The following is a 19,746-nucleotide window of genomic DNA, read 5'->3' as shown; positions in this document are numbered from 1 at the left end:
GTCCCTACTCCGCGGCCTGCGGCGTCTCGCGCAACGGGCGCGCGGCATCCAGCGCCTGGTCGAGATCCTCGATGATGTCGTCGATATGCTCGATGCCGATGCTGAGCCGGATGGTGTCCGGGGAGATGCCGGCCATCCGCTGTTCCTCGGCGGTCATCTGCCGGTGGGTCGTCGACGCGGGATGGCAGGCGAGCGACTTGGCGTCGCCGATATTGACCAACCGCTTGACCAGTTTCAGGGCGTCGTAGAAGGATTTGCCGGCCTCGAAACCGCCCTTGATCCCGAATGTGAGGAGAGACGGGACCCGGCCGCCGAGATAGCGGCACGCAAGGTCGTGATATTGGCTTTCGGGGAAGCCGGCATAGGAAACCCATTCGGTGCGCGGGTCGTCGCGCAGGAATTCCGCGACGCGCCGCGCATTCTCGACATGCCGCTCGACCCTCAGCGCCACGGTCTCGATGCCCTGCATGAGCTGGAAGGCGCTCATCGGCGGCAGCACCGATCCGGTCGTGCGCTGATAGACGCTGCGGCAGCGTCCGATATAGGCGGCGTCGCCGAAGGCCTCGACATAGACGAGGTCGTGATAGGACGGGTCCGGCTCGGTGAACATCGGGAACCGGCGGGCGTGCTCCCGCCACGGAAACTTGCCGCTGTCGACGATGATGCCACCCATCGTCGTGCCGTGGCCGCCCATGAACTTGGTCAGCGAGTGGACCACGATGTCGGCGCCATGCTCGATCGGGCGCAAAAGGATCGGCGTGGCGACGGTGTTGTCGACGATCAGCGGAACCCCGGCGCGATGTGCGACGGCGGCGATCTTCTCGATGTCGCAGATGTTGCCCGCGGGATTGCCGACGCTCTCGCAGAAGACGGCGCGCGTATACTCGTCGATCAGCCGCGCGATGGCGTCCGCATCGTCGCTCTCCGCGAAGCGGACGGTGATCCCCTGCCGGGGCAGCACATGCGCAAGCAGCGTGTGGGTCGTGCCGTAGAGCTGCGGCACGGAAACGATATTGCCGCCATGGTCGGCGAGGTTGACGACGGCATAGTGGAGCGCGGCCTGTCCGGTGCTGACGGCAAGCGCCGCGAGGCCGCCTTCCATCGCGGCGACCCGCCGCTCCAGCACCTCGGTGGTCGGATTGCTGATCCGGCTGTACCGGAAGCCCTCGACCTCGAGATTGAAAAGCGACGCGCCATGGTCGGCACTGTCGAATTCGTAGGCGACCGTCTGATAGATTGGCGTCGTGACGGCCTTTGTCCCCGGATCGGTCTCGTATCCACCGTGAATCGCGATCGTCTCGCTGCGCATCTCGACACTTCCCTGGTGCGCCCGCTTGTCTTGGCCTTCCGGGGCGCTTTTGAAGGCATCGATCCGGTTGGATCACTCGCCTCTGAAGCCGGATGCCGGATGTGCTTTTACTTGAAACACTACTGGCACCCCTCAGCCTCGATCTTGGGGAAAAGTAATATTTCGTTCAATCTTTAATTCATGCGGTTCGCCGGTAACCTTAACGGTTAAGTTTAGATTTGAGACAAACGTCTGTCTTATTGCAACGGCCGGAGAGGTGGTCAAAATGCGCCGGAGGTCCCGCCGCCGCGCGCGGGACCGGATTCGGTGAAGGCATGGCTACTCCGAGAAGTCGGGAAGTGCAGGACGCGAAGTCTGCAAGCCGCGCCACCAGCGCGTCGGGCGGCTGGCTGCGCGCGCTCGAGCTGACCGCCAAGCTCGGTGACAGGCCGCGTCGCACCCTGCCCGTGGTCATCGAGGAACTGGCCGGGCGTTTCGGCGACGCCCCCGCCCTTCTCTCCGACCGCGAAAGCCTGACCTTCGCAGCGCTTGCCGATCGGTCGCGCCGCTATGCGCGCTGGGCCCTGGAACAGGGCGTGGCGCCAGGCGACACCGTCTGCCTGCTGATGCCGAACTGTCCCGACTATCTTGCTTTCTGGCTGGGCGTCACCCGCGTCGGCGGTGTGGTCGCGCTGCTCAATACCAACCTCACCGCGGCATCGCTCGCCCATTGCGTCGCCGTCGTCGAGCCGCGCCACGTCGTGGTCGCGCCCGAGCTTGCCGAGACTCTCGCCGAGGCCTCCGGAAAAGACCCGGATTATCGCGTCTGGGTTACCGGCGACATCTCTGAAAACAAGGGCGACACGGCCACCCGTCTCGCCTTCGACCACTATAGCGGAGAACCACTTTCAGAGATGGAGACCCGCGACGTAACCCTCGCGGACCGCGCGCTCTGCATCTACACCTCGGGCACGACGGGACTGCCGAAGGCCGCCAATGTCAGCCACCGCCGGATCGTCACCTGGGCCTACTGGTTCGCAGGGATCATGGGGACCGCACCGGCCGATCGGATGTATGACTGCCTGCCGATGTATCACAGCATCGGCGGCGTCGTTGCGCCGGCAAGCGTCCTCGTCAGCGGCGGCTCGGTCGTCCTGCGCGAGCGCTTCTCCGCCCGGCAATTCTGGAACGACATCGTCGACTGGGATTGCACGCTTTTCCAGTATATCGGCGAGCTTTGCCGCTACCTCGCCGCCGCCCTCCCATCGCCACGGGAGCGCCAGCATCGCCTCCGGCTCTGCTGCGGCAATGGCCTTAGGGCGGATGTCTGGGAGGAGTTCCGGAGCCGCTTCCGTATTCCGCAGATCCTTGAATTCTACGCCGCGACCGAAGGCACCTTCTCGCTCTACAACCTCGAGGGCAGACCCGGCGCCATCGGCAGGATCCCGCCTTACCTCGCCCATCGCTTCCCGGCCGCGATCGTCAAATTCGATCCGGAGACCGACGCGCCGCTCCGCGACGCGGAAGGGCGCTGCGTCCGCTGCACCCGCAACGAGGTCGGCGAGGCGATCGGCAGGATCAGTTCCGAGACCCGCTTCGAGGGCTATACCAGCGATTCCGAGACCGAACGGAAACTGCTTCGCGACGTGTTCGAGCCCGGTGACGCCTGGTTCCGCACCGGCGACCTGATGCGCCAGGACGAGAAAGGCTTCTTCCATTTCGTCGACCGGGTCGGCGGCTCATTCCGCTGGAAGGGCGAGAACGTCTCGACCCTCGAGGTACAGGAGGCGATCGCCGCCTGCCCCGGTATCGTCGCCGCCCATGTCTATGGCGTCGCCGTACCCGGCGCCGAGGGCCGCGCCGGCATGGCCGCCCTCCAGGTCGATGGCGACTTCGATCTCGCGACTTTCGGCGCCCGGCTCGGACAACGGCTGCCGGGTTATGCCCGTCCCATCTTCCTGCGGATCAGGGACGAGCTGGACGTTACCGAGACCTTCAAGCCGAAGACCTTCCGTCTCGCTTCGGAAGGAATCGATCCATCGGTCATCGACGATCCGCTCTATTGCTACGACCCGCGTGAAGACGCCTATGCAACGCTTGACCAGAACCTCTTCGCTGCGATCGCCGACGGCCGGGTCCGGCTCTGAACTCCGGCTATCGCGACAACTCGGCCCGCGCCTCGCGGCAGATCGCATCGAGGCTTTGCCGGGCGGCGGGGATAATCCCGGTCAGCCCGTAGAAATGATGGGGCATCCCGGCGTGGCAGGTATGGCTGACCGCGACGCCGGCCGCCCTGAGCCGCTCGGCATAGGCTGCGTCCTCGTCGCGGAGCGGATCGAACTCGGCCGAATGGATCAGCGTTCGCGGCATCCCGGCGAGATCGGCCGCTCGCAGCGGCGAAACCCGCGGATCGAGAGGATCGACCGGCCCGTAATGCGCGAGGTCCCGCGCCATCATCGCGCGATCGAGAAGGTAGCCACTGGCGAATTCCTGGCGCGATACGGTCTCGGCCCCGAGATCGAGGACCGGACAAAGAAGGAGCTGCATCGCGATCCGCGGACCCTTTTCACCTCGCACCGACTGGCAGACGATGGTCGCCAGCGTACCGCCGCCGGAATCGCCCGCGACCGCGATCCGTTCCGGATCGATGCCGAGTGCGCCGGCATTTTCGGCGATCCACGCAGTCGCGGCGATGCTGTCGGCGATCGCCGCCGGGAAGGGATGTTCCGGCGCCAGCCGGTAGTCGACCGCGGCGACGATCGCTCCGCTGCCACGGCACAGCACCCGGCAGAGCGCATCATGCGTATCGAGATCGCCGGCGACCAATCCGCCTCCGTGGAAGAAGACGACCGCCGGCAACGGCGCGTCGCCCTCGCCGCCCGGCCGGTAGAGCCGGACCGTGATCGCGCCTCCCGGACCGGGGATCGACCGGTCCTCGATGCTGCCGATCTCGGCGCCGCCACGCGACAGCGCCATCAGCTTCCGGAAGGATTCCCGGCGTTCCTCGATCGGCATGCGCGCCGGATCGGCCGGCCCGGCGAGCGCGAGCATGTCGAGAAGGCGTCTGGCGTGGGGATCGAGAGGCACGGGGCGGGAACACCTGCGCTGCGTAAGCGACCGGTTCATACTAGCCGGCATAGTGTTAGGCGAATCTTTCGCGCGCGTCGCCTCGCGGGATGGGTCGCGGCCGTGGAGCTTGCGCCGTGGACGCGACGGGAGCCGCGCCCCGGCTGGGGACGATGAAAGGAACGTGTCATGACGATCGACAAGATAGCCGCCGCGCCGTCGAAGACCTGGACGTTCTTCGGCAATGACTGGCATGAAGGCAACGTCCCGATCATGGGAGTCCGCACCCACGGAACCTGGCTCGGGTCGGTCGTGTTCGACGGCGGGCGCGCCTTCGAGGGCGTCTCTCCCGATCTCGACCTGCATTTCAGACGGGTCAACCGGTCGGCTACCCATCTCTCGCTGAAGCCGGTCGTCGACCAGGAGACCTGGATGGCGCTTGCCGCGGAAGGGATGCGCCATTTCGACAGCGATGCGGCGCTCTACATCCGGCCAATGTACTGGGCGGAAGCCGGCGGCCCGGGCGGCGGCGTCCGCTTCGATCCCGAGACGACCAACTGGTGCCTGACCATGTACGAGGCGCCGATGCCGGAGCCGAAGGGCATGTCGGTGACGCTCTCCCCCTTCCGCCGTCCGACCGAGGACAGCGCGCCGCTCAAGGCCAAGGCGAGCTGCCTCTATCCCAACAACTCGCGGGCGATGATCGAGGCCCATTCGCGGGGCTTCACCAACTGCATCATGCGCGACGCGCTCGGCAATGTCGCCGAGCTCGGCAACGCCAACGTCTTCATGGTCAAGGACGGGGTCGTCTTCACCCCGGTCCCGAACGGGACCTTCCTCAACGGTATCACCCGCCAGAGGATGATCAGCCTGTTCCGCGAAGCCGGCGAAACGGTCGTCGAGAAGACGCTGACCTATGCCGATTTCCAGGATGCCGACGAGATCTTCTCGACCGGCAATTTCTCGAAATCCATGCCGGTCATCCGGATCGATGACCGGGAGCTCCAGCCCGGCCCCTTCTTCGCCAGGGCGCGCAAGCTCTACTGGGAATTCGCCCACGGCTGACGCGGCGCCGGTCGGGCGCCCCGCCGGTCTTTCACCGCCGACGGCTTGCCAGCGCCCGGTCGCGGATGGCGTCAAGCGTCGTGCCGGGCGTGATCGCCTGCGGATCGATCTTCAGGTGGATGATCGCCGGCTGGCCCGACGCTTCCGCCGCCCGATAGGCCGCCGGGAAATCGTCAGTCGCTTCGACGGTCACCCCGAAGCCGCCAAAGGCGCGCGCATAGGCCGCGAAATCCGGATTGCGCAATTCGGTCGCCGAGACACGGGTCGGATATTCCCGCTCCTGGTGCATGCGGATGGTGCCGTACATGCCGTTGTCGCAGATGATCGTGACGATCGGCAGCCCGTATTGCACGGCGGTCGCGAATTCCTGGCCGTTCATCAGGAAATCGCCGTCGCCGTTGATCGAGAGTACCGTCCGTTCCGGAAACAGCCGCTTCATCGCCACCGCCGACGGCATGCCATAGCCCATCGACGCCGAGGTCGGCGCGATATGGGTGGCGAAGCCGCGGAACCGGTAGAAACGATGGATCCAGGCGGCGTAATTGCCGGCGCCGTTGCAGAGGATGGTGTCGGTCGGCAGGTTCTCCCTGAGCCAGACCATCACCGCGCCGAGGTTGACCCCGCCGGGCTGTTCCGTCACCTCGTCGGTCCACGCGAGATAGTCGGCATGCGCCGCGTCGGTTTCCTCGCCCCAGGCAATCCCGGCCGGCGCCGGCAGCGCCGCGAGCGCCTCGGCGAAACGGATCGGACCCGACTGGATGGCAAGCTCAGGCTGGTAGACCCGCCCGAGTTCCTCCGCCGCCGGGTAGACGTGGACCAGCTTGTTGCGCGCCGTCGGCACATCCAGCAGCGAATAGCCCTGCGACGGGATTTCGCCCAGGCGGCCGCCGAGAAGAATGACGAGGTCCGCGTCCCTGATCCGCGCGATGAGCTTCGGATTCGGGCCGATCCCGAGGTCGCCGGCGTAGCAGGGATGGAGCGGATCGAAGAGCGGCAGCCGCCGGTAGCTGGTCACGACCGGCAGGTGGAACCGCTCGGCGAACTGGCGGACCTGATCGCAGGCTTCCTCGTTCCAGCGGCTGCCGCCGAGGATCAGGACCGGCCTTTGGGCGGCATCGAGCAGCCCGCTGAAACCCGCCATGTCCCTTGTCCCCGGTGACGCCTCGACGGGCGCGAAGGACGGCGCAGTGTCAACGGTGACGCGCTCGCGCAGCATATCCGCCGGCAGCCCGATGACGACCGGCCCGGGCCGGCCGCTCGTCGCGGTATGGAAGGCGCGCGACACCAGTTCCGGCACGCGCGTCGCGTCGTCGATCTCGGTCGTCCATTTCGTCACGCTGCCGAAGACAGCGCGGTAATCCATCTCCTGGAATGCCTCGCGCTCGCGGAAATTCCGCTCGACCTGGCCGACGAACATGATCATCGGCGTCGAATCCTGGTCGGCGATGTGGATGCCTGCCATCGCGTTGGAAGCGCCCGGCCCGCGGGTGACGAAGCAGACGCCGGGCCGCCCCGTCGCCCTTCCCACCGCGTCGGCCATCATCGCCGCCCCGCCCTCCTGTCGGCAGACGGTGACGGTGATGTCGCGATCGTAGAGCGCGTCGAGCACGCCGAGATAGCTTTCGCCCGGCACGCAGAAGACATGCTCGACGCCATTGGCGATCAGGTGGTCGACGAGAACCTCGGCGGCGGTGCGGGTCTTCAGCGGAGCATGCATGACTGGTCCTCCTTCGGGTCAGGGGCCGAAGAGTGCGAATTCGGTATAGGCGAGGTCACCGAGGCGCGGCTTGTGCGGCCCCTTGAAATACTTGCGGCCGCTCCTCGCCTGGTAGAAGCCGACCAGCCCCTCGACCGGGCCGTCCGAGTCGAGAATGACCCAGGGGCTGCCGCCCCGCAGCAGATGCCGGCCGAGCGGCCCGGCGAAGCGGACGAAATCGCCCGCCTCGCGGCAATAGATCAGCCGCATGCAGGGCAGCCGGTCGCGCCATCTGCGAAACGGACGGAAGACGAAGGGATAGTCGCCGTCCGGCGTCGAACAGACCAGGCTGACGCAGCCATAGTCGGCATGGGTCCGGAGCAGGTCGAAATCGGGTACTGACGGGAAGGAAGACGCGACATCCTCCGCCGTCACCGCCCGCACCCGGACGCCGCGCACCGGTTTGGCGAGGAACGGAAAGGCGGTGAACTGCCCCTGGCAGATCGGCGAAAAGCCCTGGGCCTCGACGATCGGCCAGGTGTGGGGCGCGGGAGAGACGTTGACGAAGGTCACATCCTTCAGCTTCAGCGGGATCGCTACGAGCAGCGGCGCGTAGCTCCTGTATTCCGGATCGACATACCAGCTCGAGAGGTTGCAGCGGGCCTCGAGCCGCCCGTCGACATGGGCCGCGTCGCCAAGCACGAGCAGCACGCCAACCGCCCTGCCGTCACAGTCGAGCATATAGCCGAAACGCGGAACACCCTCCGGCACCGGGCGCACCGCCTGCCGCCCGAGGCCGCGTTGCCAATAGGCCCGGTCCCGCCTCGGAAAGCCCCGGACCAGCAGGTCGATGACCGAATCGAGGTCGGATTCGGCTATCTGCCGGCAGCGGATCTTCGGTCTTGGGGCCATCGGCGCGTCCGTTCACCATGAATGGTGAATACACTTGTACCGATTCTCGCAATTTAATATAGACTTAGCGAAAGTTAATTCGAGTAGATGGTTAACATGTCGACACGAGATGAAATAGTCTCTCAAATAGAGACAATCGCGAGGCAACAAGAAAAAGTCCTTTCTCCGCTAAACGACAATCTTGTCTTGACAGATTCGGGACTGGATTCGTTGTGTTTCGCGCTTCTTGTCGCGAATCTTGAGGATAAGCTCGGCACCGATCCGTTTACCGCCTCCGACGACGTGAATTTCCCGGTAACGCTCGGCGAGTTCGTCAGGTTGTATGAGGATGTTGCTGGCTAGCCCCGGAACCATCGGCGGAGCCCTTCGCAGCGCCGACCTCTCGGATCGGAAGATCCTCGCCCCCGACGCCGAGGTACGGCTCGGCGACGTCGTCGCCGGTACCAGCCTGAAGGTCGATCGCGACCGTCTCGCCGGCCGGTCGATACTGGTCGCCACCAGCGACCAGATGACGGCGGCGCTGGCGCTGATCGAACTCGACGGCCTTGCCCGTCGCATCGTTCTCTCGCCGCCCGACCTCCGGCCGGAACACCTGCCGACCGTCATTGCCGACGCCGAGGTGGATACGATCGTCTCCGATCGCGATCCGGTGGAATTCGGCGGGCTCGGCGTCAGCCTGATCGCGCGCTGTGGACTGCCGCCCGCCGCGTATGAAGGCGATGCGGCGCCGGAACAGACGACGGAATGGGTGCTGCTCACCTCGGGCACCACCGGCGCGCCGAAGATGGTCGTCCACACCCTCGCCGGGCTGACCGGCGCCATCGATGCTTCGCCGCCAGACGACCAGTCGACTGTCTGGGCGACCTTCTACGACATCCGCCGCTATGGCGGGCTGCAGATTTTCTTCCGCGCCATGCTCGGCAACAGCTCCCTGGTCCTGTCGCAGGCCGGCGAGAGCACCGTTGATCATCTTCATCGGCTCGCGGCCGCCGGCGTCACCCATATTTCGGGAACCCCGTCGCACTGGCGCAAGACGCTGATGTGCACGACCGCGAGCGAGATCGCCCCGCGCTATATCCGCCTCTCGGGCGAGATCGCCGATCAGGCCGTGCTCAACGCGCTGCGCGACGCTTACCCGAAGGCGGAGATCGGCCACGCCTATGCCTCGACCGAAGCGGGGGTCGGCTTCGCCGTCGACGATGGTCTGGAAGGATTCCCGGCGAGCCTGCTCGACCACTCGGGCAATGGCGTCGAGATGAAGGTCGTGGACGATTGCCTCAGGATCCGCTCGACGCGAGCCGCCAGCCGCTACCTCGGCCAAAATGCCGAACGCCTGGTGGACGATGACGGCTTCATCGACACCGGCGACATGGTCGAGCGCCGTGACGATCGCTACTACTTCGTCGGCCGGCGCGGCGGCATCATCAATGTCGGCGGATTGAAGGTCCATCCGGAAGAAGTCGAAGCCGTCATCAACCGCCATCACGACGTCCGCATGTCGCTGGTCAGGGCGCGAAAGAGCCCGATCATGGGTGCGATCGTCGTCGCCGATGTCGTCCTCAACGACGACGTGGCGGTTCCCGGCAACGGCGGCCAGGAAACAGATGGCCTCAAGGACGAGATCATCCATCTCTGCCGTGGCGCCCTGCCCCAGCACAAGGTTCCGGCGACGGTCCGTTTCGTTCCGGCCCTCGATATGACCGCCGCCGGCAAACTGGCGCGGAACAATGCGTAACATCGTCGTCACCGGCGGCAGCCGGGGACTCGGTCTCGGTATCGCCAAACGTCTTGCCGGCGCCGGCTATTCCGTCATCGCTGTCGCCCGTGGTGAGTCGGACGGACTTGCCGCGGCAATCGCGGAAGCCGGCAAGACCGGAACCGGCGCCTTGCATTTCGCGCCCTTCGACCTCGCCGAGACCGACGCCATTCCCGCCTTTGCCGCGGAGCTCCGCAAATCCTTCGGCGGCGTCTACGGCCTCGTCAACAATGCCGGGATCGGAACGTCTGGAATGCTCGCGAACATGCACAATTCGCAGATCGAGAGCCTGATCCGCCTCAACACGCTGGCGCCGATCGTCCTCACCAAATATCTCGTCCGCTCGATGATGGCCGAGGGCGAGGGCCGGATCGTCAACATCGCCTCGATCGTCGCGTCCAACGGCTATAGCGGCCTGTCGGTCTACAGCGCCACCAAGGCGAGCCTGGTCGGCTTCACCCGCTCGCTCGCCCGCGAGGTCGGCAAGGTCGGGGTAACCGTCAATGCGATCGCCCCGGGCTTCATGGAAACCGACATGACCCACGGCATGGACGACACGCAGCATACCCGCCTGGTCCGCCGCAGCGCGCTTCGCCGCCTGGCCGAGGTCGACGACGTCGCCCAGAGCGTCGAATACCTGCTCGGCGACGCCGGCCGCAACATCACCGGCACCCTGATCACTATCGACGCCGGCAGCACCACATAGAAAAAGGCGCGCCGCATGGGCCCGCCCTGATCGTCTCTTCACGCGACATCCGGCGGCCCGCGTCGATCCGCGGGCCGTCGGCGTTTCAGAACTTCAGCACGTCGCGGACGGCGGCCGGCCACCTGTCGACATCGAGGCCGTGGGTCCAGAACAGGGCGACCGCAAGCCGGTCCATGCCGAAGGCCACGCAGGCGGTATGCGCCGGCGCGCCGGTCTGGTCGATGATGTCCCAGGTCTCGCCGAAATGCTCGCGGTGATAGTTGAAGCTCATGCAGGCCGTCGGCTTCTCGGTCGAATGAAGCGGGATCAGCATCTCGAACTTCAGCGCCTGCTGGAGCTGGCTGACCGCCATGACCTGGCCGGTCCGGCCGAAGAAGGGGTCGCTGGCCGGCTTGACGTCAAAGGTCAGCCCGAGCTCGCCGGCGAGCGACGCGGCCTGGTCGAGCCAGCGATCGCGGAAGGCGGTGACCTCCTCCCCGGTACCGATGCAGACATATTCGCGCATCCGGAAGGATTGGAAACGGTCGAGATCCTTCGACGGCTCGTGGCGGAAGCAGTCGGACGCGACATCGAAGACAAGCCCGCCGGGCGCCACCGGTCCACGGCTCGCGGCGATCGGATAGACCGGGTAGCAGGCAGCCGGGCTGAGCACGAGGTCGGCCGCCGACAAGGACGCGGTCCAGTCTCCCCCGCTTTCGTGGCTGTCGGCCGCCGACCGGATTTCCGACTCGGTTCCGTGCAGCGCGCAGACGCAGCCGAGAAGGTTGGGAAAGCTCTTGAGGTAGCCGTGCCGCTCGAGATCCTTGCGGCTCATCACCGGCGGAAAGCGGAGGACCTCGGTCCCCGGCTCCCGCTTGGACGAAATCCACGAGGTCAGCCGCTCGATGACATCTTCATAGAGATGGGTTCGGGCATAGACGCCATCGACGCCCGTCGGATGAAAAAGCGCATCGGCGATGCCGTCGGGCTTGCTCGGCGCCTCGGCGACGGGCGTTCTGATCGCTACGGTCATGGTCTCTTGGCTCCGCTTGCCGTTCAGCTCTGCAGTGTTTCGGGGATGGCGACCATCAGCGCCGAAGGCCCGACATTGGTCAGGATGCGGTCGTTGTTGATCATGATCGGCGACGAGAGGACGTCGCGAAGATGCCGGCCGATGGTGAAGTCGCCGTCGTTCCGGTAGCCGGACAGGCCACAGGCGCGCATGGCGGTCATCACGATCGAAACCGCGAGGTCGGACGCGTCGACCTTGATCAGGTTGATCGCGGTCTGGAAGTCGACCGAGCCCAGCACCCGCTCGTCGCCGGCGGCCTGCTCGAAGCGGCGCAGGCCCGATTCCATCAGGCTCCGCAGCTTGAGAAGCTGGGCGCTCGCTTCGGTGACTCGCGCCGCGCCGGGCGGCAGCTGTCCCTTCGCGTGCCGGGCCGCGTTCCGGACGAAGAGCCGGGCCTTCTCGACCGCCGCGGCCGCGATGCCGGTCCAGACGCCGGCCCAGGCGAGATGCGCCATCGGCGTCATCGTCTGGACGTGAATCTTGTCGTAGCTGATCGGAAGGATCTGGCTGGCGGCACCCTCGGCCTTGAGGGCGAAACCGGAGCTGCAGGTCCCGCGCATGCCGAGCGTGTCCCAGGAGACCGTCGGTTCCAGCGTATAGTCTTCCTTGAGGAAGGCGACGAGCACCTGGTCCGACGCGTCCGCATCGACCGATCGACGGGCGGTGGTCACCACGCCATCGGCATAGGCGCCGTAGGAAATTACCGTGGCGGCGCGCTCGAGGCTGATCCGGTCACCGTGCGGAACGATCGCCGCGTCGCTCGACCGGACATTGCCACCGCCCTTGCCCTCCGTCGTCGACGAGGCGAGCAGAAGCTGCTCGGACGCGATGCGCCGCAGCAGCTCGCGATGCCAGGGGTCGCTCGCTCCGTGCCTGACCAGGCACGCGACCTTGGTCTGGTGCATGGCATAGATCATCGCCGCGGAAGCGCAGGTCTGGCCCAGCCGGTAGCAGATGTCGACGACGTCGGAGATGCTGGCTCCGTCACCGCCGAATTCGACCGGCACCATGACGCCGAGAAGTCGCTCGGCGCGGGCCGCCGCGATCGCCTCCTCGGGGAATCGCCCGGCGCTGTCGACGTCGGCCGCATGTTGGCGGGCGATCGCGGCGACCGCGTCGGTGCGGGCCTTGAGGTCAATATCCTGCCCGTCCGGGACGAGCGTCGCTCCGTTCGCTCCCGGTTGGGTTCGACGGGGCCTGGTTTCGAGAATGTCGAGCGCGGTCATGATCTGATTTGTCTCCTTGCCGGTGACACGACGCGCCAGTCGCTTCCCCCGACTCCTTTCTCGAGTGTGGAAGGAAGCCTGTGCCGCTCCGGCAAAGCTCCAGCAATCAGAAGAGTATTTCAAGAAATATGTCGGCTATTTCACCTAAATTTCGATGTGTCCGCATCTTAATATTAAGGGGTAAGGTTAATTAAAGGGAAGCGCCAGAGAAATTGATTCCAAATTGACAGTTTAGCTTCGTCCGAAAATGATGCTCACACGAAGGAACACGATCTTCAGGATAAGCGTCAATGCAGCCGATCGAGACAGGCATACCCGGTTCCCAGACCAGGCTGGTGGCGCTGGTCGAGGATATCCTCACCAGGAATCGCCCTGACGGGACAGTCACCCTGCCGGAAATCCCAACCAATTGGGATCTCGTCGAAATTGGCCTCACGTCGGTCGACATGGTCAACCTGATGCTGGCCGTCGAGGCAGAGTTCGACGTGACCATTCCCCCTTTCGACATCACCCCCGAGAATTTCCGTTCAATCGAGACCATCCACGCCCTTGTCACCCGTTTACGCGAGCCCGAAGAGGTTTCCTGATGGCCGACTATAGGCAAAGTATTCCCATGTCCGACCCGGCGATCGCGGGCGCCTTCGACCGAACCCGAGGCGATGCCCCGGCGGCGCCGAAGCGGCGGACGGTCGGCGGGACGATCGTCACCGTCGTCGCCACGCTCGCCATCGTCGGCGCCGTCGGTCTTGCGCTCAAGGCGCCGGCGGTCTTCGGCTATAAGGCCGATCTCGGCGTCGCCCAGGCGCATGAGCTCCAGCCTTCCCCGATCGATCCGTCCTGGATCATCTCGGGCGATCCCGAATTCAATATGACCGTGTTCGAGCGTTCGTCCTTCTGGGCAACATCGAGCGGTATCTGGGAATGCATCGGGCCCGGAAAATTCGTGTGGCACTATACGGTCGACGAGGACATCTACATCCTCGATGGCTCCGCCGAGATCGAATATATGGGCAAGACAATCACCCTCCATCCTGGCGAGAGCACACGCTTCGTGGCCGGCACGTCGGCGACCTGGGTGGTCGAGGACCACATCAGGAAGACGTTCCGGATCCAGAATCCCGGTCGCATCGTGAAGGCGCTGAGGATGGTCTCCGACTCTATCGGCCTCTAGGGTCCGCCTTGCCCGCGTCGCTCCGGTCGTGGCGATGCGAAAAGGCTCCGCGTTGCGTCATCCAAGAATAGTGAATACCGATCGATAACCGATGTCGCAGGCAGGGAGTCAGATCGTTGGCGCGCATTGACGTCATTCTTCCGCGGGGACCGGCCCGGCAATGGCAGATGGCGATTGCCGAGCGGCTCGAGAATGCTGGATATGACGTCGCCGTGGTCCGCGATGACAGCGCGCAATCGCATCACCTCGCCCTGGACATCATCCTCACCTTCGAAGCCCATGTGCTGAGGAGCCGCGGCAGTACCCTTGCCTCCGCGACCGAGGCCCGGCAACCCGGCACCGCCCGGCAGGCCGGCACGCCTTCGCCCGCCGGGCTCGTCATCGACCTGACCGGATCGAAGGCGCAACGCGGCGCGCCGACCCTGCGCCTGTCATTCGACGGCAGCCCGTGTTTCGCCACCGCGGCGCAGGTGCTCGCCACCGGCGGATTGCCACGCCTCGCCGTCACCATCGACGGCAGGACCGTCGGCGAAGCGGCGCCGATGGTCGACAGTCGCGTGCTGGTGTCGCGCGGCCTGGAGGATGTCCTCGCCCGTACGATCACCGCGGTGACATGTTCGGTGGATCGCTTCTTCGCGCCCCGCCCCGCGGTGGACGAACCGGGAACGACGACGGCCACCGGAAGCGAACCGCCGACCGGCCTGGCGCTCGCCGGCTCCTATCTCGGTTCGGCGCTGCCACGCCTCGCCGGTCGCGCCGTCCACAAGCTCCGCTACCGGGATCAGCATTGGCGGGTCGGTTATCGATTTGTGGACGGTCCGGGCGTCGCCCACTCGCGTTCCCTCGACGGCCCGGCGTGGTCGATCCTTCCTGACGACGGCCTGCGCTACTTCGCGGACCCCTTTCCCTTCGAGTGGCAGGATCGCCACTTCATCTTCGTCGAGGAATACCGCTACGCCACCCGCAGGGGCGTTATCTCGGTCGCCGAGCTGGATACGAAAGGCGGCGTGCTGGGTACGGCCTGCGTGCTCGAAGAACCATTCCACATGTCGTATCCGCATGTCTTCGCCAGAGACGGCGCGATCTGGATGATGCCGGAAGTGGGCGCCGGCGGTAACCTGCTGCTCTACAAGGCCGAAGAGTTTCCGCGGCGGTGGATCAGGCATTGCGTCATGGTCGGCGAGCAGGACCTCTTCGACGCAACGCTCCTCGATCACGGCGGCCGGCTCTGGCTTTTCGCCAGTCAACGCGACAATGGCGGCAGCGCCTCCGACACGCTTGTCGCCTTCCATGCCGATCGCCTGGAAGGACCGTGGCAGCCTCATCCGATGAATCCGATTTCCATCAATCGCCAGGCCGGGCGCCCCGGCGGCGCCTTCATCCGGATCGACGGCCGGATATTCCTTCCCCTCCAGGACGGCACGCTCCGCTATGGCGGCGGCCTCGGCCTGGCGGAAATCGTCCGTCTCGACGAGACATCGGTCGTAGTCACGCCGCCGCAACCGATCGATGCCGCCACGAATTGGCCTTATCCGATGATCCATACGCTCAATCGGGCCGGCCGGCTGGAAACCATCGACGGCATCGACGAAAACACGTCGCGCTGCTGGCCGTCGCGAAGCCCCGCCGGGGCCAGTGCCGCCGTGCCCGACAACGTCGTGCGCGCCGCGATCGGCTGAGCTTTCGTTGATATCGGGAAAGACGCCGTCTGGGCAAATGCCGGTACCGGCCCGGGTCAGCCTTCCTCCGGCACCCACCGTCCTTCTGAGACGAAGTTCTTGTCCGGCACGGCGCTGAAGGCCATCGTCGCCAGGAACATGACCGCCAGGAGCGGCCGATCAAGCAGGCCGTTGCTGAGGAACGAGCCGGTGACCAGCGCGGCCATGACGGCGATACGAACCGGATCCCTCAGCCGTCGAAGCGTCGCGCCGAGGATCAATATCAGCGCCGCCAGGCAGACCACGCCCTGCTCGATGACGATACGGAGGAAGTCGTTGTGGGAGTCCTTCTCCGCCCACCACCAGGTCGCTGTTCTCAGGCTGTCGGAGCCGATGCCGGTGCCGAAAAGCACTTCGGCGACCGGCCTGTGAACAATCAGGTCGATACGCTCCAGATAGACGCTGGTCCGGCCGCTCGAGAACTGCGACAGGTCGAATCCACCAAGGCCGAAGGCCATGACCAGTCCGATCACCAGCATGACCAGGGCGAAGCCCGCTCCAAGGCTCGCGGCGAAGACCCGCGGGCCTAATCGCCGACGTATCGAGAAGAGGGCCAGGACCACCACGAAGGCGATGATCATCATCCAGGTCGTCCGGACCTGGTAGGCGAGGATGAGACCGGCCACGGGAACGCCGATCAGCAGCGCCATCCGCCACCCGATCGCGCCTCGCATCTTGAGGATGATCGTGCCGATCAGCGCAGCCATCAGCGCATAGCCGCTGGGGTGGACGGTCTCTTCCCCTGTGAAGGGATAGGGGCGCGCGGTTCCACCATATTCATAGAGGCCATATTTGGCGGTCATCAGGAAGGCGAGCAACACCATCGCCGCGTAAGCGAGCAGCGCGGGCCTGACCGAGAGCGAACCGTCCGTGGTCGAAAAGAAGATCACCGCGGCGATGGCCGTCTGGACGCGGATGAGGTTCGTCGCGAATTCGACGGCACTGGCATAGTGCGCGACCTGGAAGAAATAGGCGCCCATGGTGGCGACCACCATGACGAGGAAGTAGATTTTCCGGGCATCGAATTCGAGCCGGCCGTCCGATATCGCGGGAAGAAGTGCCGCGAGCATCAGCGCCAGGCCGACCAGCCCCGCGACGGCATGGCCGAAGGCATCCGGCGTGAAGCGGAAGGCAAGCGTATGAAACGCGCTCGCGACGAAGAGCAGCGTCACCGGTCCCCAAACGCGCAGCACCAGCCTTTCGCGCGGGGCTTCCCCGACTGTCTCGTCATAGAAGATCGTCATCGCGGTTTTCAGCGGCTTGATGGGCGATCGCGGCGGCCGCTCACCTCGCATCGCGCCCGGCGGATCGAAAGTCAGCGGATCGGGGATATTGTAATCGTCCTTTACCGATCGGGTTAGGATTTCACCAAACATGTTTAACCGCCGGACCGACGGAATCCCTGGCCGAAAGCGCGTGGCCCGCTGCCGTCCCCGCCGGACGGTATGCAAAAAATTTAGACGTCGCGCCTAGGGTGGCCCGGCATTCCGGACGTGTCTCGATCCGCATGTCCATGTCGATGAAGCAGGGGCAGCCTTTGCCTGACGAACGCAAGATCCGGGTCGTCATCGTCTGCCCGGGCGGTCGCTATTTCGAAGGCGGGATCAGTCGCGCGGTCGGCTATCTCGTCGACGCCTGGCGGGACCAGGATGACGCGCCCGAGGCACGGATCGTCGATCCGCGGGGACCCGGCAGCCTGCTGTGGTCACCATTCTACCTGGCGCGCGCGGCCGCGCAGATCGCTTGGATATTCGCGACCGGCAAAGCCGACATCCTGCATGTCAACGTCTCCGTCCGCGCCAGCACGGTTCGCAAGTCGATCGTCGCCTTCGTCGCGTCGGTGCTTCGCATACCGTATGTGGTGCACGTCCACAGTGGCCTCTATCACCAGTTCTTCAGCGGCCTGCGCGGCCCCTTCCGCGCCTTCACGCGCCGGATGTTCACCCGTGCCCGGCGGGTCATCGTGCTTGGCAACCAATGGCGTGATTTCGCCCGTGACGGGATCGGCGTCGAAGCCCGACATATCGTGGTCATGCACAATGCGGTGCCCGGCCCCGAGAGCATAGACCGCGACTCGGATCCGGAAGGCCGCTGCCATATCCTTTTTCTCGGTCGGCTTTCCCCCGCAAAGGGCGTGCCCGAGCTGGTCGAGGCGCTGGGGAAATCCGACATCGCATCGCTGCCCTGGACGGCGGTCCTGGCCGGCGACGGCGACACGGAGCCCTACCGGACGGCGGCGGCGCGGCTTTCCATCGCGGACCGCATGGAATTCCCTGGATGGGTCGGCCCGGAAACCGTGAAGGAACTGCTCGCGTCGGCGGACGTGCTGGTACTGCCGTCCCATCACGAAGGCCTGCCGATGTCGATTCTGGAGGGGATGGCCTATCGTCTCGCGTTGATCACCACGCCGGTCGGCGCGATCCCCGAAGCGGTCGAGGATGGGGTATCGGGCCTGCTGGTCCCGCCCCGGGACGTCGATGCCCTGGCTGATGCGCTCGGCCGCGTCATCGCCGATCCGGACCTCCGGCGGCAGCTTTCCGACGGAGCACGACAGGCCTTCCTCGAACGTTTCGACGTCCGCGGCTATGCGACCCGCATGACCCGGCTCTACAAAGAGGTCCTGTCCCGACGGCCGTGAGCCGCCCCCCTCAGGGACCATCCTGGACGAGACCGCCGGTCTCCTGGATGCGCGGCCGGCTCAATCGTCCAAGCCCGAAAGGCGGTAGCGTTACGCCGAACCTCCGGCTCGCCCAGACGGCCATGCCGACGTCGCGGATCACCGATCCGGCGAGAACCGCGACGGCAAGTCCCAATGTCCCGAACTGCCACGCGAACAGCGGCGTCAGGATGCCGATCCCGGCCAGTTGCGCGATCGAGAAGTTCCGCACGACCCGGCTCTCGCCGGCCATGAACAGGAAGTTGCTGGTCACGCCGAAGGCGGCATTGACGGTCAGCGCCGCGCAGACGACCAGCATCGGCAGATAGATATGCGCATAGGCGGGCGGCAGCACATGATCGATCAGAAACGGCGCAGCCGCCGCCGCAACCCCGAAATAGGCGATCGCCGGTGACACGGCGACCAGCGACGCGAATGAAAGTGTCCGCGACATCGCGGCTCGGTCGCTCGAATGCGCCAGCGCGGCGAACCGCGGCGAGAACGCCACTGCCACGGCCGAGGTGGTGATCGAGGGCACGCTGCCGAACCGGGACGCGACGTCGAAGATCGCGGTCGCCGCGGAACCAAGCAGCGGTGCCGAAAGCAGGAGCGGCAACCGGGCGGAGAGCGCGGTGATGCTGAGCGCGTAGAGGACCTCCCTGCTCTCGCCGATCAAGCACCGGGTGGACATCCATGTCGGTCTCGCGCCGGTATCGACTCCGATCCTCAGTCGGATGACCAGATAGATCGCCGCCACGAGCCAGGCCGCGGCAACCAGCACGAAGAGCGTCGACGGCAGGTCGAGCCTGCCGGCATAGGCTAGCCCGGCCACCCCGCCTCCGATGAAGAGCTGCAGGGCGACACTGTCCGGGAATTGCGCCAGCGCGTTATAGCCGAACCCGCGCAGTTGATAGGTCATCAGCCCGATCAGGGCGAATGCCGGTGCGGAGGCGATGATGAGCAGGAGCTCCGCGACGGAGAGGCCGGTGGCTTCGAAGACCCATGGAAAGGCGAGTGACACGAGCCCGAATGCCGCGGCCGCGATGACGGCATTGACGCCGGCGACGAGCACGAAGGATGTGTTGAGGATTCGATGCAAGGCCCCGTCGGGTATTCCCTCGGCGACGGCCACCTGCCGCATCGTCACCTGGTCGGTGCCCAGCGGCCCGAGGATCCTGACGATGCCGAAGCCAGCATAGAAGAGCGCGAAGATGCCGAGTTCATGGACAGGCAGCGACCGGGCGAGGAACAGCAGGATCAGGCTCTGGAGCACGATGCCCGCGCCCCGGATGCCGGTGACCACCACGGATGAGCGGATGAGTTCCTTCACCTTGTCCCCGCATTCCCATGGTCGGGGCAGACCTTCCCGACAAATGCCGACGCCGCGCGGGCGTTCCACGCGATATCGGCTCCGGCGGTCGATTCAGGCACGGCC

At 65.6% G+C, this 19,746-nt stretch carries 17 protein-coding genes; 9 read left to right on the top strand and 8 right to left on the bottom strand.

Annotation, left to right across the window (positions count from 1 at the left end; all coding sequences use genetic code 11):
- Positions 1–4: 4 nt before the first annotated feature.
- The gene (locus tag KDJ86_RS02985) at positions 5–1,309 is read right to left on the bottom strand and encodes an O-acetylhomoserine aminocarboxypropyltransferase/cysteine synthase family protein (RefSeq protein WP_291742707.1); all 1,305 of its coding nucleotides are present in this window, start codon (positions 1,307–1,309) and stop codon (positions 5–7) included.
- Between the two features lie 314 nt (positions 1,310–1,623).
- Here KDJ86_RS02985 and KDJ86_RS02980 point away from each other — a divergent pair, with 314 nt between their 5' ends.
- The gene (locus KDJ86_RS02980) at positions 1,624–3,435 is read left to right on the top strand and encodes a long-chain-acyl-CoA synthetase (protein WP_521085248.1); all 1,812 of its coding nucleotides are present in this window, start codon (positions 1,624–1,626) and stop codon (positions 3,433–3,435) included.
- 7 nt (positions 3,436–3,442) lie between these two features.
- On the opposite strand, the gene KDJ86_RS02975 is transcribed toward KDJ86_RS02980, so the two are convergent.
- Positions 3,443–4,375: an alpha/beta hydrolase gene (locus KDJ86_RS02975; protein WP_291742701.1), complete on the bottom strand. Its 933-nt coding sequence runs from the start codon at positions 4,373–4,375 to the stop codon at positions 3,443–3,445.
- A 168-nt stretch (positions 4,376–4,543) separates the two neighbouring features.
- On the opposite strand from KDJ86_RS02975, the gene KDJ86_RS02970 reads away from it, so the two are divergent.
- Positions 4,544–5,419, top strand: a complete 876-nt coding sequence (locus KDJ86_RS02970; protein ID WP_291742699.1) for a branched-chain amino acid aminotransferase — start codon at positions 4,544–4,546, stop codon at positions 5,417–5,419.
- A gap of 31 nt (positions 5,420–5,450) precedes the next feature.
- On the opposite strand, the gene KDJ86_RS02965 is transcribed toward KDJ86_RS02970, so the two are convergent.
- Both KDJ86_RS02965 and KDJ86_RS02960 read right to left on the bottom strand, forming a co-directional pair.
- Positions 5,451–7,136, bottom strand: a complete 1,686-nt coding sequence (locus KDJ86_RS02965) for a thiamine pyrophosphate-binding protein (RefSeq protein ID WP_291742697.1) — start codon at positions 7,134–7,136, stop codon at positions 5,451–5,453.
- 18 nt (positions 7,137–7,154) lie between these two features.
- Entirely contained in the window at positions 7,155–8,027 is an 873-nt protein-coding gene (locus tag KDJ86_RS02960; protein WP_291742693.1) for an acyl-CoA acyltransferase, read from the bottom strand.
- A gap of 96 nt (positions 8,028–8,123) precedes the next feature.
- Between KDJ86_RS02960 and KDJ86_RS02955 the strand changes: the two genes are divergently transcribed.
- The 3 genes from KDJ86_RS02955 to KDJ86_RS02945 are packed head-to-tail and all read left to right on the top strand — an operon-like array spanning position 8,124 to position 10,489.
- Complete coding sequence (locus tag KDJ86_RS02955; protein ID WP_291742692.1) at positions 8,124–8,369, top strand: acyl carrier protein; 246 nt, start codon at positions 8,124–8,126, stop codon at positions 8,367–8,369.
- Positions 8,356–9,762: a long-chain fatty acid--CoA ligase gene (locus KDJ86_RS02950; RefSeq protein WP_291742691.1), complete on the top strand. Its 1,407-nt coding sequence runs from the start codon at positions 8,356–8,358 to the stop codon at positions 9,760–9,762. The genes KDJ86_RS02955 and KDJ86_RS02950 overlap by 14 nt, the downstream gene beginning before the upstream one ends.
- The gene (locus tag KDJ86_RS02945) at positions 9,755–10,489 is read left to right on the top strand and encodes an SDR family NAD(P)-dependent oxidoreductase (RefSeq protein WP_291742689.1); all 735 of its coding nucleotides are present in this window, start codon (positions 9,755–9,757) and stop codon (positions 10,487–10,489) included. The genes KDJ86_RS02950 and KDJ86_RS02945 overlap by 8 nt, the downstream gene beginning before the upstream one ends.
- 85 nt (positions 10,490–10,574) lie before the next feature.
- Here KDJ86_RS02945 and KDJ86_RS02940 read toward each other — a convergent pair whose 3' ends face one another.
- Positions 10,575–11,501: an amino acid--[acyl-carrier-protein] ligase gene (locus tag KDJ86_RS02940; protein WP_291742686.1), complete on the bottom strand. Its 927-nt coding sequence runs from the start codon at positions 11,499–11,501 to the stop codon at positions 10,575–10,577.
- 23 nt (positions 11,502–11,524) lie between these two features.
- Positions 11,525–12,766, bottom strand: coding sequence for an acyl-CoA dehydrogenase family protein (locus tag KDJ86_RS02935; RefSeq protein ID WP_291742683.1), 1,242 nt, complete (start codon positions 12,764–12,766; stop codon positions 11,525–11,527).
- Positions 12,767–13,056: 290 nt separating this feature from the next.
- Here KDJ86_RS02935 and KDJ86_RS02930 point away from each other — a divergent pair, with 290 nt between their 5' ends.
- The 3 genes from KDJ86_RS02930 (at position 13,057) to KDJ86_RS02920 (ending at position 15,616) form a co-directional block, all read left to right on the top strand.
- A complete protein-coding gene (locus KDJ86_RS02930; RefSeq protein WP_291742679.1) occupies positions 13,057–13,353 on the top strand; it encodes a phosphopantetheine-binding protein in 297 nt (98 codons plus the stop codon).
- Positions 13,353–13,937, top strand: coding sequence for a cupin domain-containing protein (locus KDJ86_RS02925; RefSeq protein WP_291742677.1), 585 nt, complete (start codon positions 13,353–13,355; stop codon positions 13,935–13,937). The genes KDJ86_RS02930 and KDJ86_RS02925 overlap by 1 nt, the downstream gene beginning before the upstream one ends.
- Before the next feature lie 116 nt (positions 13,938–14,053).
- A complete protein-coding gene (locus KDJ86_RS02920; protein WP_291742675.1) occupies positions 14,054–15,616 on the top strand; it encodes a glucosamine inositolphosphorylceramide transferase family protein in 1,563 nt (520 codons plus the stop codon).
- Between the two features lie 56 nt (positions 15,617–15,672).
- On the opposite strand, the gene KDJ86_RS02915 is transcribed toward KDJ86_RS02920, so the two are convergent.
- Entirely contained in the window at positions 15,673–16,899 is a 1,227-nt protein-coding gene (locus tag KDJ86_RS02915; protein WP_291742672.1) for an O-antigen ligase family protein, read from the bottom strand.
- 293 nt (positions 16,900–17,192) lie between these two features.
- Between KDJ86_RS02915 and KDJ86_RS02910 the strand changes: the two genes are divergently transcribed.
- Positions 17,193–18,293, top strand: coding sequence for a glycosyltransferase family 4 protein (locus KDJ86_RS02910; RefSeq protein WP_291742669.1), 1,101 nt, complete (start codon positions 17,193–17,195; stop codon positions 18,291–18,293).
- Between the two features lie 10 nt (positions 18,294–18,303).
- On the opposite strand, the gene KDJ86_RS02905 is transcribed toward KDJ86_RS02910, so the two are convergent.
- Positions 18,304–19,641 carry a lipopolysaccharide biosynthesis protein gene (locus KDJ86_RS02905; RefSeq protein WP_291742667.1) on the bottom strand — a complete coding sequence of 446 codons (1,338 nt, stop codon included), beginning with the start codon at positions 19,639–19,641 and terminating at the stop codon, positions 18,304–18,306.
- Positions 19,642–19,746: the final 105 nt, after the last annotated feature.

It is taken from the genome of Bauldia sp., assembly GCF_020442045.1.
Lineage (GTDB): Bacteria > Pseudomonadota > Alphaproteobacteria > Rhizobiales > Kaistiaceae > Bauldia.
The sequence above is the reverse complement of the archived record's forward strand: the minus strand, read 5'-3'. Positions and strand labels throughout refer to the sequence as shown.